Here is a 14,321-nt window from a genome sequence, read left to right on the forward strand (position 1 = left end):
GACATGGCGACGGAAGTCCTCTGGTACATCATCCCGCGCGAAGGCGCCTACCCCTGGGAGCCCGAAGGGCGGCGCCCGGTCGACCTCGGCTACCTCGCCCAGCTCGCGGGCACGGTCGAACGCCTCGGCTACAGCGGTGCGTTGCTCGCCACCGACCTGTACGACGTCTGGCCGCTCGGCAGCGCGCTGGCGGCCTCCACCAGCACCCGGTTCAAGCCCCTGCTGGCCGTCCACCCCGGTCTGATCCCGCCCACCCTGCTCGCCAAGATGGCCCTCAGCTTCGACCACCTCTTCGGCGGCCGGCTCCGCTTCAACGTCGTCAACGGCTCGACGAAGTCGCTCCAGGAGTACGGACTCCACGTGGAGCACGACGAACGGTACGAGCTGAGCGCCGAGTACTGGTCGATCGTGAAGCGGCTCACCGCCGGTGAGGTCTTCGACCACAAGGGCCGCTTCTACGACCTGAAGAACGCGGGCGCGTCCTTCAGGGAACTGAAACCGGTCCAGGAATCGCACATCCCGCTCTGGTTCGGCGGCTCGTCGGACCCCGGGATCGAGATGGCGGCCGAGCACGTCGACGTCTTCCTGACCTGGGGTGAGCCCCCGCACCTGCTCAAGGAGAAGCTGGACCGGGTCAGGGCGCGGGCCGCCGCGTACGGCCGTACGCTCAGGATCGGGCTCCGTCTCCACCTCATCGTCCGCGACACGGAGGACGAGGCCTGGGCGGCGGCCGACCGGCTCCTCGACGTGACGAGCGACGCGACGTACGCCCGGCAGCTCGGCGACCGGGCGGGGGAGGACGGCGTGGGCTGGCAGCGCCAGTTCCGCCAGCACGGCGGCAAGGTCCCCGCGCGCGCCCGGGAGCTGGAGGCGCACCCCAACATGTGGCCGGGCATGAGCCTGTTCCGGCCGGGGCCCGGCACGGCGGTCGTCGGCTCGACCGCCCAGGTCGTCGAGCGCCTCGGGGAGTTCCAGGACCTGGGCGTCGACACCTTCATCCTCTCCGGCAACCCGCTGCTGGAGGAGGCCTACCGGGTGGCGGAGACGGTGCTTCCGGCGCTGGGGATCACCCGCTGACCCGACCGGGGAGCGTGGCGCTTGCGCGGCATGGGCTGTTCCGGTGGTCGTGGGAGATCTTCCACGGGAAGATACCGGTACGCGATGCAACGGCGAGAATTCGCCATCCGCAGGCCGGCTCCGTACGGCGTAGGGCAACGCGGCCCGTGCCCCGGGTGCGGGCTGCGGTGGCCGGTGCCCGGTGCGAGACTCGGAACGTCGGGAAGGACTCCCGCGGCCCGGAGCACGGGCATCGTCGAAGGAGCCGGCCATGCTCACCACGCGTCATGTCGACGGAGCACCCAACTGGACCGATCTGGGCACACCCGATCTCGACCGGGCCGTCGAGTTCTACACCGGCCTCTTCGGCTGGGAGTACGTGGCCGGGGGCCCGGAGTCCGGCGGCTACGGCATGTTCACGCTGGACGGGAAGACGGTCGCGGGCGCGATGACGGTCACCGAGGAGCAGGCGGAGCCGTCCTGGTCGGTCTATTTCCGCTCGGCGGACGCCGACGCCACGGCGCGGGCGGTCGAGCAGGCCGGCGGTACCGTGCCGTTCGCGCCGATGGATGTCCTGGATCTCGGCAGGATGGCCGGATTCAAGGACCGCGCGGGGGCCTTCTTCGGCGTCTGGCAGCCGAAGGAGAACCCGGGCCTGGGCGCCGTGGGCGTCCCGCGCAGTCTGTGCTGGGCCGAGCTGTACACCCCGGACGTCCCCGCGGCCGCCGCGTTCTACGACGCGGTCTTCGGCTGGGAGACCGCCCATGCACCGTTCCCCGGCGGCGGCGGGTCGTACACGGTGATCCGGACCAGGGGCGGCGGTGCGGAGGCGGACTTCGGCGGCTTCGTACCGCTCAACGCGGTGGCGACCCGAGCGGTGGCCGGACCGCACTGGCTGCCGTACTTCGAGGTCGACGACTGCGACGCGGCAGTGGCGGACGTGGAACGGCTGGGCGGCAAACTGACCCTGGAACCGATGGAGATGGAAGGTGTGGGAAAGTTTGCCGATGTCGCCGATCCGGACGGGGCCGAGTTCGCCCTGATCAAGAGTGCGCAGGTGCCGCAGAGCTGACCGGAAGTCATCGGCGCGCCGCATTGATGAGGCGTTGATCAGTCGTTTATCGCGACCGGGCACTGTGGACCGCATGCTGATCAACACCGCGGCCGACCCCGCATTCGCCTGGCAGGAGACAGCGCTGTGCGCCCAGGCGGGGCCCGAGTTCTTCTTTCCCGCCCCCGGCAGCTCCACCCGTGAGGCCAAGCAGCTCTGCAACGCCTGCGAGGGGCGCGAGGCCTGCCTGGAGTACGCCCTCGCCAACGACGAGCGCTTCGGCGTATGGGGCGGACTCTCCGAGAAGGAGCGGGAACGGCTGCGCAGAACCGGCCGCGCATAGGGTCGCCCGTTCGGATCCGGACCGATCCGAACGAAAGGCTCAGTGACGACTGGTCGCACGACGCGCTCGCACGCTGCTTCAGGCGCGCGCGGAGCGGTGGACGGGCCGCACCGGCGATGGCACGGTGTACGGCACCGAGGGGCCCCTCTTCATCTCGCCGCCCCGTGCCCCCAAGCCACGCGCGGCAGCCGGCCGCGACATGACGCGGGGGCCGTATCCGGTCACGCTCGACGGCCTGGGACGATGTCCTTATGAATGATGACGACCGGGACAACATGCTCGCGGCGGCCGTGCGGCTGCGCACCGAAGGCCACCAGGAGGAGGCCCGGCAGCGACTGCTGTCCCTCTCCGCCGACTTCCCCGCGGACGCGGAGGTCGCCTATCAGACGGCCTGGGCGCACGATGTGCTCGGTCTGGAGGCCGAGGCGGTGCCGTTCTACGAACGCTGCCTGGCCGGGACCGGGCTGTCCCAGGAGGACCGCAGGGGTGCGCTGCTCGGCCTGGGGAGCACCTACCGGGTGCTCGGGCAGTACGAGAAGGCCGTCGAGGTCCTGCGCGGCGGTGCCGAGCAGTTCCCCGACAACGGGGCGCTGCGGACGTTCCTCGCCATGGCCCTCTTCAACACCGGTGAGCACCACGAAGCCATGCGGTTGCTGCTGGAACTGCTCGCGGCCGGCAGCACGGACCCGTATGTGCGCCGGTACCGGGCAGCGATCGAGCACTATGCGCGGGACCTGCACGAAACGGTGTGAGACCGGTGCGGGCCGTCGGCCGTCGGCCGTCGGCCGACGTCCGCCGGACAGGGACACGCGGCGGTGCCCGTCCGGCGGACGGCAGTCGACGGCCTTCGGGACCGTCAGGCGTCGGCGCGCGCGGCCATGCGCGCCTTGCGGGCCGCCAGCTTCTCGTCGAACTTCGACGCCTCGCTGTCCAGGCCGCCCATGTACAGGCCCAGCTCCTCCTGCGCCTTCAGGCCGTCGGGGCCCAGGCCGTCGATGGAGAGGATCTTCAGGTAGCGCAGCACGGGCTGGATCACGTCGTCGTGGTGGATGCGCATGTTGTAGATCTCGCCGATCGCCATCTGCGCGGCGGCCCGCTCGAAGCCCGGCATGCCGTGTCCGGGCATCCGGAAGTTGACGACGACGTCGCGCACGGCCTGCATCGTCAGGTCCGGGGCGAGCTCGAAGGCCGCACCGAGGAGGTTGCGGTAGAAGACCATGTGCAGGTTCTCGTCGGTCGCGATCCGCGCCAGCATGCGGTCGCAGACCGGGTCGCCCGACTGGTGGCCGGTGTTGCGGTGCGAGACGCGGGTGGCCAGCTCCTGGAACGCGACGTACGCCACCGAGTGCAGCATCGAGTGGCGGTTGTCCGACTCGAAGCCCTCCGCCATGTGCGCCATGCGGAACTGCTCCAGCTTGTCCGGGTCGACCGCCCGTGAGGTGAGCAGGTAGTCACGCATCACGATGCCGTGCCGGCCCTCCTCGGCCGTCCAGCGGTGCACCCAGGTGCCCCAGGCGCCGTCGCGGCCGAAGAGGGAGGCGATCTCGTGGTGGTAGCTGGGGAGGTTGTCCTCGGTCAGCAGATTCACCACCAGCGCGATCTTGCCGATGTCGGTGACCTTGGACTGGTCGGCCTGCCAGGCCTCACCGTCCTCGAAGACGCCGGGGAAGTTCCGCCCGTCGGAGAACGGCACGTACTCGTGGGGCATCCAGTCCTTGGCGACCTTGAGATGGCGGTTGAGCTCCTTCTCCACCACTTCTTCCAGGGCGTACAGCAGCTGGGCGTCGGTCCACGCCTTCGGGCTGCCGAGGTGGGGAGCGGTGATCGTCACGGGGAACTCCTGGGGACGGGAGAATTACCTACGGATACGTAGGTTACGAGACCGTAGGTTAAAGCGGCGGTAAGCCCACCGCCAAGCCCGGCCTCTCGATGCCCGGTTACGTAACGTTATGTACGCAGGTCCGGGGGTGGATGCGCGCCGGTGAGAGGCGCCGACGGATCGCCGGAACCGGGACCGGCCGGCCCCCGGCCGCCGGGCGCTCTGAGCTGTCGGCGTACTCGGAGCACATGCGTGCGGGGGCGCGGGCACGGTCGGGCCGCGCGGTCAGAGCAGGTGGTCCGCCGCGCCGGACTTCACCGCGGAGATCAGCGCCCGAAGCGCCTCCACGGAGTCGCTGACGTAGGTGGTGGCGTCCGTGGTGGAGCCGATGTACGCCCTGCCCTGGTCGTCGAGTCCGAAGCGGAAGCAGTTGGCGCCCTCGCTGCAGAAGGCTTCGTCCCAGCAGATGTCGGTCATGGTCACTCCTCAGAGGTCCTGGGCTATGGATCGGATGAAGTCGCGCGATTCCCCGACGGGCAGCGCGAGTGTGCGCAGGCGCTCCAACAGGCCGCGGTAGCGGCGCAGTTGCATGTCGGAGTCCAGCAGCATCGAACCGTGCGAGGAATCGAGTTGTACGGTGTCGAGCTGCGGCACCGCGGCGCCCGCATAGGTGAACGACTGTCCGGCGCCCGGGAAACCGCCGGCCGCGAACGGAATCACCCGGACGGTGATCCGGTCCCGCTCGGACTGCTCGACGATGTGGTCCAGTTGGGCCCTCGCCACCTTCGGGCCGCCGAACTGCATGCGCAGCGCCGCCTCGTGGACCACTGACTCGTACATCGGCGGACGATCTCGTTCCAGCACCTCCTGACGGCGCAGCCGCAGTGACAGCCGGGCCATCAGATCGGGTCCGGGCAGTTGGGGATCAGCGGTGTCGAAGACCGCCCGCGCATGCTGCTCGGTCTGCAGCAGGCCGGGGATGTGTGTGGTGGTGGAGGTGATCAACTCCACTGCGTGGTATTCGAGTTCGGCGATGTCGAGCAGTCCCGGAAACAGCATTCCGCGATGCTCCTCCCACCAGCCCCTGGCGCGCTCCTGGGCCATCGCGGCGAGCAGGTCGACCAGTCCGGTGTCCGGGCACCCGTAGTTGAAGGCGAGGGTGCGGACCCGCTCGGCGCTGATGCCGAACCGTCCCGATTCGATGTTCGGGATGCGGGTGCGGTCGACACCGAGCAGCGCGGCGGCCTGTTGCACCGGCATGCCCGACTGCTCGCGCAGTTTGCGTAGTTCGTGCCCGAGTCGCTGCTGGCGGGCGGTCGGGGTGCTTCTGGGCGGCAAGGCGTGGTTCCTTCCAGGGAGGGGGAACGAAATGACCGGAACCGCACAAGTAGTAGCACCGTGCTCCCGGGTGCGCTACGGTCGGTAGCGCAAGTCTCACACGGGGCGACCGCGCCTATGTTTGATCGTCACCACAAATACCGAAATGTGAGCATCTTGATGAGAGGCGCACTGCGTTGTCTTCCGGCCGTGGCATCTGCCGGACCCCGCCCGCCATCCGCCGGGCCCCACCCGCCGGTGGCCGACAACCTGAGTTATTCGTTCGCACTGCCCGGCGGCGCCTTCTGTGCCGGTCTCGCACGCGGTGCCGTGGGTGACCTGCTCACCCGGCACGGTCTCGCGGAGCTCCGTGAGACAGCCGTACTCGCCGCCTCCGAACTGGTCGCGACCGCCTACCGGTTCACCCCGGACCGGGAGATGCTGCTGCGGGTGCACTGGCAGTTCGACGCACTCCGCATCACCCTCTACGACCAGCATCCCTCGCACGGCTCGGCCGCGAAGTCGGAGGAATGCCGGGAGCGCCGCAGCGACAGCATGTGGCTCCTGGCCGCCGCGGTCGACGCGCACGGCGGGGACTGGGGGCTGGCGCCCGCACTGACCCAGTCCGGCGGCTGCAAGGCCTGGGCCTTACTGCACAGGTGAATCCCGCACCGCCCGCTCGCCCCGGAACCTCCTGCCGCCCCTCCGGCGGCGCCGGCCCGTCGGCCGCGAGGTCAGCAGGGGCCGCCGAGCAGCTCGGTCAGACCGCGGTCGAGATCCAGGAACCGGTGCTCGTCGCCGACCGGCACCATTTCCTGCGCCCGCTCCAGGAAGCGGCGCAACTCCGCCGTGCGGACGTGCACCATCGCGATTCCCTCGGCGGCATGGAACTCCAGGACCGTACGGTCGTAGCCGAACGGCCTGACGCGTACGTCCCCCGCACCGGCCGCCCCGTCCATCCCCGCCGCCAGCAGCTCGCGGGAGAACTCCCAGGCGACCTCGGTACCCTCCAGGGTCGCAGGGGCGGGAAACGCCATGCGAACGGCGAACGGATCCTTCGGGTCGTACTGCAAAGTGGCGGGAAGGGTCTCCATCCGCGGCGCGGATGCGACCATGCGGGCCTGCACGGACTGCTGGATGACGGTGAACAAGACCTGCTCCCTTTCTCGGCCAGATGAACGGTTCCCGGCACTGATACAGACGACCGAAGTCCCTCATCCGTGCACCGGAGGGTGGCGTGAGCTGTATCACCGCATGCCGCCGCACCCCTCGCGCGGCCGCTTTCCGGCGGCGCGCCCTGGACTGGGCACCATGCGTGGGCTAGCTTCCAGCGCCATGAGGGTCAAGGGGAAGACGAGACGACTGATGTCATGGGGGCTCTGTGCGGCGGCGCTGACCGCGGCACTGGCCACACCGGCAGCCGCGGCCGCACCGTGGGACCGGCACCGGCCCGGCGAACAGCCGGCCTGGACGCTCACCGACACCGGAACCGACGCCCGCTTCCGCGGACTTGCCGCCGTCAGCCGTCGCACCGCCTGGGTCGCGGGCTCCGGGGGCACGGTGCTGCGCACGTCCGACGGCGGCCGGCACTGGCACGACGTGTCACCGCCCGGTGCGGCCGGGGAGGCGCTGGAGTTCCGCGACATCGAGGCCTTCGACGCCCGGCGCGCGGTGGCTCTGGCCATCGGCGAGGGCGAGGCCTCCCGGGTGTTCCGCACGGAAGACGGGGGAGCGACCTGGACGGAGTCGTTCCGCAACACCGACGCGCGCGCCTTCTACGACTGCCTCACCTTCTTCGACAGCCGGCACGGACTGGCGATGAGCGATCCCGTGGACGGGAAGTACCGCATCCTCTCCACCGCGGACGGCGGCCGTAGCTGGCGGGTACTGCCCACCGGGGGCATGCCGCAGGCACAGACCGGTGAGGCCGGATTCGCGGCCAGCGGCCAGTGCCTGGTCTCGTCGGGCCCCCGGGACGTCTGGCTGGCGACCGGCGGCGCCGCCACCGCACGGGTGCTGCACTCCGCCGACCGCGGGCTGACCTGGACCGCGGCCGGATCGACGATCCCGGCCGGCGACCCGGCCCGCGGCGTCTTCGGCCTGGCCTTCCGGGACCGCCACCACGGCATCGCGGTCGGCGGCGACTACCGGGCCGGGGAGCCGTCGCCGGACGCCGCGGCCGTGACCGGCGACGGCGGCCGCACCTGGCGGCAGGCCGCCGCCCCGCCGACCGCCTACCGCTCGGGTGTGGCCTGGCTGCCGCACAGCAGGTCCGGCGCGCTGGCGGTCGGCCCGACCGGCACCGACCTCACGACGGACGGCGGCCGTACCTGGCGCACGGTCGACACCGGGTCGTACGACACCGTCGACTGCACACCGGACGGCGGCTGCTGGGCCGCGGGCGAGAAGGGACGAGTGGCGCACGCGGGGCGCTGAGCCTGTTGCGCACGTCCCCGGCCCGCCCGGGGGCGTGCGACGCGGGCGGGATGCTCTCCGCTACCCGGGCAACTGCTGGCGGTACGGCGCGAGTTCGTCCGCGGTCTTCGTCGCGATGAACTCGGTGATCCGGTACGCGCACACGCCCTGTGCCGTGAACGGGTCCTCCGCGATTATCTTCTCGATCAGCGCGCGGTCGTCCCCGACGGCCAGGATCACCCCTCCGTCCCGCGGATTCTTGCGGCCCGACGCGATGAACACCCCGGCCGCGTACTGCGTGTCCAGCCAGGCGACATGGTCCTTCAGCAGCGCGTCGACGCGCTCGACGGGTGCGGTGTAGGTCAACTCCAGTACGAACATGATCGCCAGGCTACGGGACGGGGCCCGACGCACTTTGGGCCCGTCCCGCCGGCGGTCCCGCCGCCGAACCGGCCGCCGGACGCGCAGCCTTTAGACTCGGCGGCACCATGACAAGCCTTCCGATGCCCGCCGACGAGGCCGAAGCCCGAGCCGTCCAGGACACCCTGCGCGCCCGCGTGGTGCTCGACGAACCCGGCCCGCCGCCCGGCACCGGCCGGGTCACGGGGGTCGACGTCGCCTACGACGACGAGCGCGACGTCGTCGTCGCGGCAGCGGTCGTCCTCGACGCGGCGACGCTCGACGTGGTCGCCGAGACCACCGCCGTCGGCCGGGTCACCTTCCCGTACATCCCCGGCCTCCTCGCCTTCCGGGAGATCCCGACCGTGCTGGCCGCGCTCGAAACCCTGCCGGTCGACCCCGGACTCGTGATCTGTGACGGATACGGCCGGGCGCACCCGCGCCGCTTCGGACTCGCCAGCCACCTCGGGGTGCTCACCGGTCTCCCGGTGATCGGCGTCGCCAAGAACCCGTTCACCTTCTCGTACGAGCAACCGGGCCCCCACCGCGGCGACCGGTCGCCGCTGCTCGACGGCGAGGAGGAAGTGGGCCGGGCGCTGCGCACCCAGGAGGGCGTCAAACCCGTCTTCGTCTCCGTCGGGCACCGGACGGGCCTGGACAACGCCTGCGCCCACACCCTGCTGCTGGCCCGTGACTTCCGTCAGCCGGAAACCACCCGCAGGGCCGACTCGCTCTGCCGGCAGGCCCTGCGGGAGGCGACCGCCTGAGTACGCGTACGGATACCGTTTGCCGATCATGACCGGCAAGCTGGTACACATGAACGAACATCGAACGTCCACACGACCCGGCACCGTCTATCTCGCTCAGCGCCGGGTCGCGGTGGGGATGACACTCGGCATGGTCGCGGGAGCGGTCTGGGCCGTCTCGATGATCTGCACGCTGGTGTCCTGGGCGCTCTGAGCCCGCAGGGCACAGCCGCCCCCGCCCGGCACGGCTACTTGTGCTGGTCCGGCCCCTGGGCGTTGAGCAGTGCGCGCCAGGTGCTCTCGTCCCCGACGCCCGTCGCCGGCAGATTCCGCGACTCCTGGAACTCCTTCAGCGACCGCATGGTCGCGAGGGTGTACGTACCGGTGCTGTCGGTCGGCACCCCGGAGTGGTGCAGCAGGTACTGCACGGCCGTGACGGCGTCGGGCTTCGTCGTGCGCGAGTCGACCGTGATGATCAGCAACGGCCAGGTGTCCTTGCCGACCTTGCCGTCCGGGGTCAGGCCGTGAGCGGACTGGAACTTCTTCACGGCCTCCGCCGTGGCCGGACCGTAGTCGGCGTCGACCTTCACGTCGAAGCCGTTCGCCCGCAGCAGCAATTGCACCGTACGTGCCTTCCAGAGCACATTGCCCTTGCGGGCCAAGGGCCAGTCCCTGCCTTCCGACGGCCGGTCCGACACGTTCGCCGTGGCCTTGGCATCGCTCTGTCCCGCGGTCGGGACCACCCACCACGCGATGCAGCCGAGCGCGAGGAGGAGAAGCGACGCGACGGCCAGGGCCGGGAACTTGACGGGGGAACGGTCCCACCAGCGGGGGGCCGCACCGCGACCGTCGGCCGGCCCGGCGGGGGCGGGCGCCGCCGAGGCCGTGGCCGCCGGGCGTCTGCCGGCCGCCGCGTCCGCCAGGGCACAGGCCCGGACCAGTTCGTCGTCCGGAGCCCGCAGCACCGCGTGCAGCTGCTCGACGATCCTGCGCGGAGCGTTGGAGGCGTGAGCGGGATTCAGATAGCGCGACAGGGTGGTCTGGTCGACCCCCAGCCGCTTGGCGAGGGACTGCTGGGTGGGTTTCTCGCGGCCGTCGCGCGCCGACGATTCCCACCAGTTCCTCAGTAACCCGGCGAGCGCCCGTCCCGGCTGCTCCTCGCGACCCGCCACAGTGTTGTCCGTCATGGTTCTTCCCCGACTCTCTGTGTGCATAGCCGCAGGTCAGCGCTGTGCATCGGGAGCATGCCCGGGTGCTACGACCTGCGGGACGCAGATCGTAGTGAAAGCGCCGCCGCGCGCGGCACGGCCGAGGAGCCATCGAAGCGGTGCCGCTGCCCGCACACCCGGGGAACGAGGAGATCCGAGCGCGCGTCGGACATCACCCGAACGAGTGCGCGTCGCCCCGGGCTCCGGCTCAGCGGGCCGACGCGACCCGGAAGCGCAGACCGGCCGAGCGCAGCCGCTCCAGCAGCGCGTCACCCATCGCGGCGGCCGTGGTGACCTGCCCCGACGTCGGGGGGAGCTCGTCCAGGGCGAGACAGAGCGCGGACTGGGCGAGCATCTTCGCCGTCTCGTCGTAGCCGGGGTCGCCGCCCGAGACCTCGGTGAGGACCCGGTGCCCGCCGCCCGCACCGACGAAGCGCACGGTGAACCAGCTGCGCCGCCGGCGCTCCGCGTCCGGTCCCTTGCCCGGCTCGTACCGGTCCATCAGCCAGGACCGGGACGCCGGGAGCTGCGCGGCACCCAGGAGGGCGCCCACCGCGGCCGTACCGCCGAGGGCCACCGGCAGATGCCGCACCGAGGCGAAGTGGCGGTAGCGGAAGTCGGGGCCGTAGCGGGCGAGTGCCCGCGCCGAGCGCTCGACGACCTGCGGGTCCAGTGTCGGCAGCGGGATCGCCCAGGTGCCGGTCTCCGTGCTGAAGTGCGGAGTGCCGAACGGGGCACGGGCCCGGCGGGCGACCAGCCGCGGTTCGTGCAGCCGGCGTTCCCGGGCCGCGCGCAGCATCGATGGGCCGCGGCCCATCGCGGTGAGCGCCGAGGCGAACGTACCGCCGGAGAAGACGGCGTTGCTGCGCACGAAGCCGTCGACGGTCAGCGGCACGTCCTGCGGCAGCTGCTGGACGGTGAAGTACACCCCGAGGTCGTGCGGTACGGAGTCGAAACCGCAGGCGTGCACGATCCGGGCCCCGGTCTCGCGGGCCCGCGCGTCGTGCTCCAGATACATCCGGTCCACGAACTCCGCCTCACCGGTGAGGTCCGCGTAGTCCGTCCCCGCCTCGGCGCAGGCCGCGACCAGCTTCTCGCCGTACCAGACGTACGGGCCGACCGTCGTGGCCACCACATGGGCGGATTCAGCGAGTTCGCGCAGCGCGTGCTCGTCGTCGGCGTCGGCGTGCAGGAGCGGGAGGTCCGCGCAGCGCGGGTCGATCGCGGCGAGACGTTCGCGCAGGTGCTCCAGCTTGGCCCGGTCGCGTCCGGCCAGGGCCCAACGGCAGTCGGAGGGTGCGTGGGCGGCGAGATATTCGGCGGTGAGGGAGCCCACGAAGCCGGTGGCGCCGAAGAGGACCACGTCATAGGGGCGTTGTGCCCCGTTCTGCCTGTTCACGAGTGCCTCCGCGGGGGGCCGGTGCCGATGTGGCAGGCAGAGGCTAGCGGAGGGGTTCGTGGCGGTGTGCGGCAGGGCGGGCCCGGTGGGGGAGGATCCCGGAGAAGGAACTAAGCGCTTGCTCGGCCAAAAGGGTTGTGCGGAGCGCGGTGCGTTCTTAGCATCATCGATGTTACATCAGTTGTGTCATACCGCTGGGGGCTTGATGGCAACGACAGAGCACGGCTCGCACGGCCCGCTGACAGGGGTGCGGGTGGTCGAACTGGCCGGCATCGGACCCGGTCCGTTCGCCGCGATGCTCCTGGCCGACCTCGGCGCCGATGTCGTCAGGGTCGACCGGCCCGGCGGCGCGGGGCTGGGCATCGACCCCGCGTACGACCTCACCAACCGCAACAAACGCTCCGTGCTCGTCGACCTCAAGGCCGAGAACGGTGCCGCCGCGGTGCTCGACCTGGTCGAGCGCGCCGACATCCTGATCGAGGGCTACCGGCCGGGCGTCGCCGAACGGCTCGGCGTCGGCCCCGACGTCGCGCTGGCCCGCAATCCGCAGCTCGTGTACGGGCGGATGACCGGCTGGGGCCAGGACGGACCGCTCGCCGAACGGGCCGGGCACGACATCGCCTACATCGCGCTCACCGGCACCCTCTCCATGATCGGCAAGCCCGGCGAGCCGCCCACCGTCCCGGCCAATCTCGTCGGCGACTACGCGGGCGGCTCGCTCTATCTCGTCGTCGGCGTGCTCGCCGCCCTCCAGCACGCCCGCACCCCCGGCGGCCGGGGCCAGGTCGTGGACGCGGCCATCGTCGACGGCGCCGCCCATCTCGCCACGATGATCCACGGAATGCTCGCGGCCGGCGGCTGGCAGGACCGGCGCGGCGCCAACCTCCTGGACGGCGGCTGCCCGTTCTACGGTACGTACGAGACGGCCGACGGCCAGTACATGGCGGTCGGGCCGCTGGAGCAGCGGTTCTACGACGAGTTCGGCCGGCTCCTCGGACTCGGGGACGAAGCCCCGGACCGGGGCGACATCACCCGGTGGGAGGAACTGCGCACCGTCGTCGCCGACCGGTTCAGGACCCGTACGCGTGCCGAGTGGACCGAGGTGTTCGAGGGATCGGACGCCTGCGTCGCACCCGTCCTCTCGCTCCGCGAGGCGCCCCACCACCCGCACATCGCCGCCCGCTCCACCTTCGTCGAGCACGGCGGGCTCACCCAGCCCGCGCCGGCACCGCGCTTCTCCGCGACCCCCGTCTCCGTACGCGGCGGCCCCGCGCGACCCGGCGCGGACAACGAGGCCGTCGCCGCCGACTGGGGCGTACCCGGCATCGCCGGGCCGGAGTGACGATGCCCGACGCGACCCCCGCCGGGCCCGGACCGGTCCGGCCCGTCTCCACCGTCAAGAACCGTTCCCAGGAGGACCGCAGTGCAGCGGCAGATCTTCACCGAAGAGCACGACGCGTTCCGCGAGACCGTGCGCACCTTCCTCAGCAAGGAGGTCCTCCCGCACTACGAGCAGTGGGAGAAGGACGGCATCGTCTCGCGCGAGGCCTGGCGCGCGGCCGGCCGTCAGGGGCTGCTGGGTCTCGCCGTACCCGAGGAGTACGGGGGCGGCGGCAACACCGACTTCCGCTACAGTGCGGTTCTCGCCGAGGAGTTCACCCGGGCCGGTACGCCCGGCCTCGCGCTCGGGCTGCACAACGACATCATCGGCCCCTACCTCACGGGTCTCGGCACCAGCGAGCAGAAGCGCCGCTGGCTGCCCGGCTTCTGCAGCGGCGAGACCATCACCGCCATCGCCATGACCGAACCCGGCGCGGGCTCCGACCTCCAGGGCATCCGCACCACCGCCGAGGACATGGGCGACCACTGGCTGCTCAACGGGTCCAAGACCTTCATCTCCAACGGCATCCTCGCCGACCTCGTGGTCGTCGTCGCGAAGACCACCCCGGAGGGCGGCGCGAAGGGGCTCTCGCTGGTCGTTGTCGAACGCGGCGCGGACGGCTTCGAGCGCGGTCGCAACCTCGACAAGATCGGGCAGAAGTCCCAGGACACCGCGGAGCTGTTCTTCAACGACGTCCGCGTCCCCAAGAAGAACCTGCTCGGCGAGCGGGACGGCGCCTTCATCCACCTGATGACCAACCTCGCGCAGGAACGGATGGGCATAGCGGTGGCAGGGATCGCCGCCGCGGAACACCTGCTGGAGATCACCACGCGGTACGTCAAGGAGCGCGAGGCCTTCGGACGCCCGCTCTCCAAGCTCCAGCACATCAGGTTCGAGATCGCCGAGATGGCCACCGAGTGCGCCGTCACCCGTACCTTCCTCGACCGCTGCATCGTCGACCACTCCGACGGGACCCTCGACGCCGTGCACGCCTCGATGGCCAAGTGGTGGGCCACCGAACTGCAGAAGCGTGTCGCCGACCGCTGCCTCCAGCTGCACGGCGGATACGGCTACATGTCGGAGTACCCGGTCGCCAGGGCGTTCACCGACGGCCGCATCCAGACCATCTACGGCGGCACGACCGAGATCATGAAGGAGATCATCGGCCGCTCACTGCTCGCCTGACC

17 protein-coding genes are annotated in these 14,321 nt (G+C 71.1%); 10 read left to right on the forward strand and 7 right to left on the reverse strand.

Annotated elements, in window-relative coordinates; genetic code table 11:
• The first annotated feature begins 3 nt into the window (after positions 1 to 3).
• The 4 genes from OG611_RS35250 (at position 4) to OG611_RS35265 (ending at position 3,202) form a co-directional block, all read left to right on the forward strand.
• Positions 4 to 1,077, forward strand: coding sequence for an LLM class flavin-dependent oxidoreductase (locus tag OG611_RS35250; RefSeq protein ID WP_266429644.1), 1,074 nt, complete (start codon positions 4 to 6; stop codon positions 1,075 to 1,077).
• A gap of 250 nt (positions 1,078 to 1,327) precedes the next feature.
• Positions 1,328 to 2,128, forward strand: coding sequence for a VOC family protein (locus OG611_RS35255; RefSeq protein WP_266429647.1), 801 nt, complete (start codon positions 1,328 to 1,330; stop codon positions 2,126 to 2,128).
• A gap of 73 nt (positions 2,129 to 2,201) precedes the next feature.
• On the forward strand, positions 2,202 to 2,450 hold the full coding sequence (locus tag OG611_RS35260) for a WhiB family transcriptional regulator (protein WP_266429650.1): 249 nt from the start codon (positions 2,202 to 2,204) through the stop codon (positions 2,448 to 2,450).
• Positions 2,451 to 2,701: 251 nt separating this feature from the next.
• The gene (locus OG611_RS35265; RefSeq protein WP_266429653.1) at positions 2,702 to 3,202 is read left to right on the forward strand and encodes a tetratricopeptide repeat protein; all 501 of its coding nucleotides are present in this window, start codon (positions 2,702 to 2,704) and stop codon (positions 3,200 to 3,202) included.
• A 104-nt stretch (positions 3,203 to 3,306) separates the two neighbouring features.
• Here the strand turns inward: OG611_RS35265 and OG611_RS35270 are convergent, their stop codons facing one another.
• The 3 genes from OG611_RS35270 to OG611_RS35280 form a co-directional block, all read right to left on the reverse strand.
• Positions 3,307 to 4,281, reverse strand: coding sequence for an acyl-ACP desaturase (locus OG611_RS35270; RefSeq protein ID WP_266429655.1), 975 nt, complete (start codon positions 4,279 to 4,281; stop codon positions 3,307 to 3,309).
• Positions 4,282 to 4,554: 273 nt separating this feature from the next.
• The gene (locus tag OG611_RS35275) at positions 4,555 to 4,746 is read right to left on the reverse strand and encodes a hypothetical protein (RefSeq protein ID WP_266429658.1); all 192 of its coding nucleotides are present in this window, start codon (positions 4,744 to 4,746) and stop codon (positions 4,555 to 4,557) included.
• Positions 4,747 to 4,755: 9 nt separating this feature from the next.
• Positions 4,756 to 5,607 carry a helix-turn-helix transcriptional regulator gene (locus tag OG611_RS35280; RefSeq protein ID WP_266429660.1) on the reverse strand — a complete coding sequence of 284 codons (852 nt, stop codon included), beginning with the start codon at positions 5,605 to 5,607 and terminating at the stop codon, positions 4,756 to 4,758.
• 237 nt (positions 5,608 to 5,844) lie between these two features.
• On the opposite strand from OG611_RS35280, the gene OG611_RS35285 reads away from it, so the two are divergent.
• Positions 5,845 to 6,249 (forward strand): ATP-binding protein, encoded by a 405-nt coding sequence (locus OG611_RS35285; RefSeq protein WP_266429663.1) that lies wholly within the window; start codon positions 5,845 to 5,847, stop codon positions 6,247 to 6,249.
• A gap of 71 nt (positions 6,250 to 6,320) precedes the next feature.
• Here OG611_RS35285 and OG611_RS35290 read toward each other — a convergent pair whose 3' ends face one another.
• Positions 6,321 to 6,737 (reverse strand): SsgA family sporulation/cell division regulator, encoded by a 417-nt coding sequence (locus tag OG611_RS35290; protein WP_266429666.1) that lies wholly within the window; start codon positions 6,735 to 6,737, stop codon positions 6,321 to 6,323.
• A 184-nt stretch (positions 6,738 to 6,921) separates the two neighbouring features.
• Between OG611_RS35290 and OG611_RS35295 the strand changes: the two genes are divergently transcribed.
• Positions 6,922 to 8,022 carry an oxidoreductase gene (locus OG611_RS35295; RefSeq protein WP_266429669.1) on the forward strand — a complete coding sequence of 367 codons (1,101 nt, stop codon included), beginning with the start codon at positions 6,922 to 6,924 and terminating at the stop codon, positions 8,020 to 8,022.
• A gap of 60 nt (positions 8,023 to 8,082) precedes the next feature.
• Here OG611_RS35295 and OG611_RS35300 read toward each other — a convergent pair whose 3' ends face one another.
• Complete coding sequence (locus OG611_RS35300; protein ID WP_266429672.1) at positions 8,083 to 8,382, reverse strand: YciI family protein; 300 nt, start codon at positions 8,380 to 8,382, stop codon at positions 8,083 to 8,085.
• A gap of 107 nt (positions 8,383 to 8,489) precedes the next feature.
• On the opposite strand from OG611_RS35300, the gene OG611_RS35305 reads away from it, so the two are divergent.
• A complete protein-coding gene (locus tag OG611_RS35305; RefSeq protein WP_266429675.1) occupies positions 8,490 to 9,167 on the forward strand; it encodes an endonuclease V in 678 nt (225 codons plus the stop codon).
• A gap of 49 nt (positions 9,168 to 9,216) precedes the next feature.
• Complete coding sequence (mmpA, locus tag OG611_RS35310) at positions 9,217 to 9,360, forward strand: morphogenic membrane protein MmpA (RefSeq protein WP_266429678.1); 144 nt, start codon at positions 9,217 to 9,219, stop codon at positions 9,358 to 9,360.
• A 34-nt stretch (positions 9,361 to 9,394) separates the two neighbouring features.
• Here mmpA and OG611_RS35315 read toward each other — a convergent pair whose 3' ends face one another.
• Positions 9,395 to 10,333 (reverse strand): peptidoglycan-binding protein, encoded by a 939-nt coding sequence (locus tag OG611_RS35315; protein ID WP_266429680.1) that lies wholly within the window; start codon positions 10,331 to 10,333, stop codon positions 9,395 to 9,397.
• 229 nt (positions 10,334 to 10,562) lie between these two features.
• Positions 10,563 to 11,753: a trans-acting enoyl reductase family protein gene (locus tag OG611_RS35320; protein WP_266429683.1), complete on the reverse strand. Its 1,191-nt coding sequence runs from the start codon at positions 11,751 to 11,753 to the stop codon at positions 10,563 to 10,565.
• Positions 11,754 to 11,958: 205 nt separating this feature from the next.
• Between OG611_RS35320 and OG611_RS35325 the strand changes: the two genes are divergently transcribed.
• Entirely contained in the window at positions 11,959 to 13,095 is a 1,137-nt protein-coding gene (locus OG611_RS35325; protein ID WP_266429686.1) for a CaiB/BaiF CoA-transferase family protein, read from the forward strand.
• An 81-nt stretch (positions 13,096 to 13,176) separates the two neighbouring features.
• The gene (locus OG611_RS35330) at positions 13,177 to 14,319 is read left to right on the forward strand and encodes an acyl-CoA dehydrogenase family protein (RefSeq protein WP_266429689.1); all 1,143 of its coding nucleotides are present in this window, start codon (positions 13,177 to 13,179) and stop codon (positions 14,317 to 14,319) included.
• Positions 14,320 to 14,321 lie beyond the last annotated feature (2 nt).

The organism is Streptomyces sp. NBC_01363, assembly GCF_026340595.1.
GTDB lineage: Bacteria > Actinomycetota > Actinomycetes > Streptomycetales > Streptomycetaceae > Streptomyces.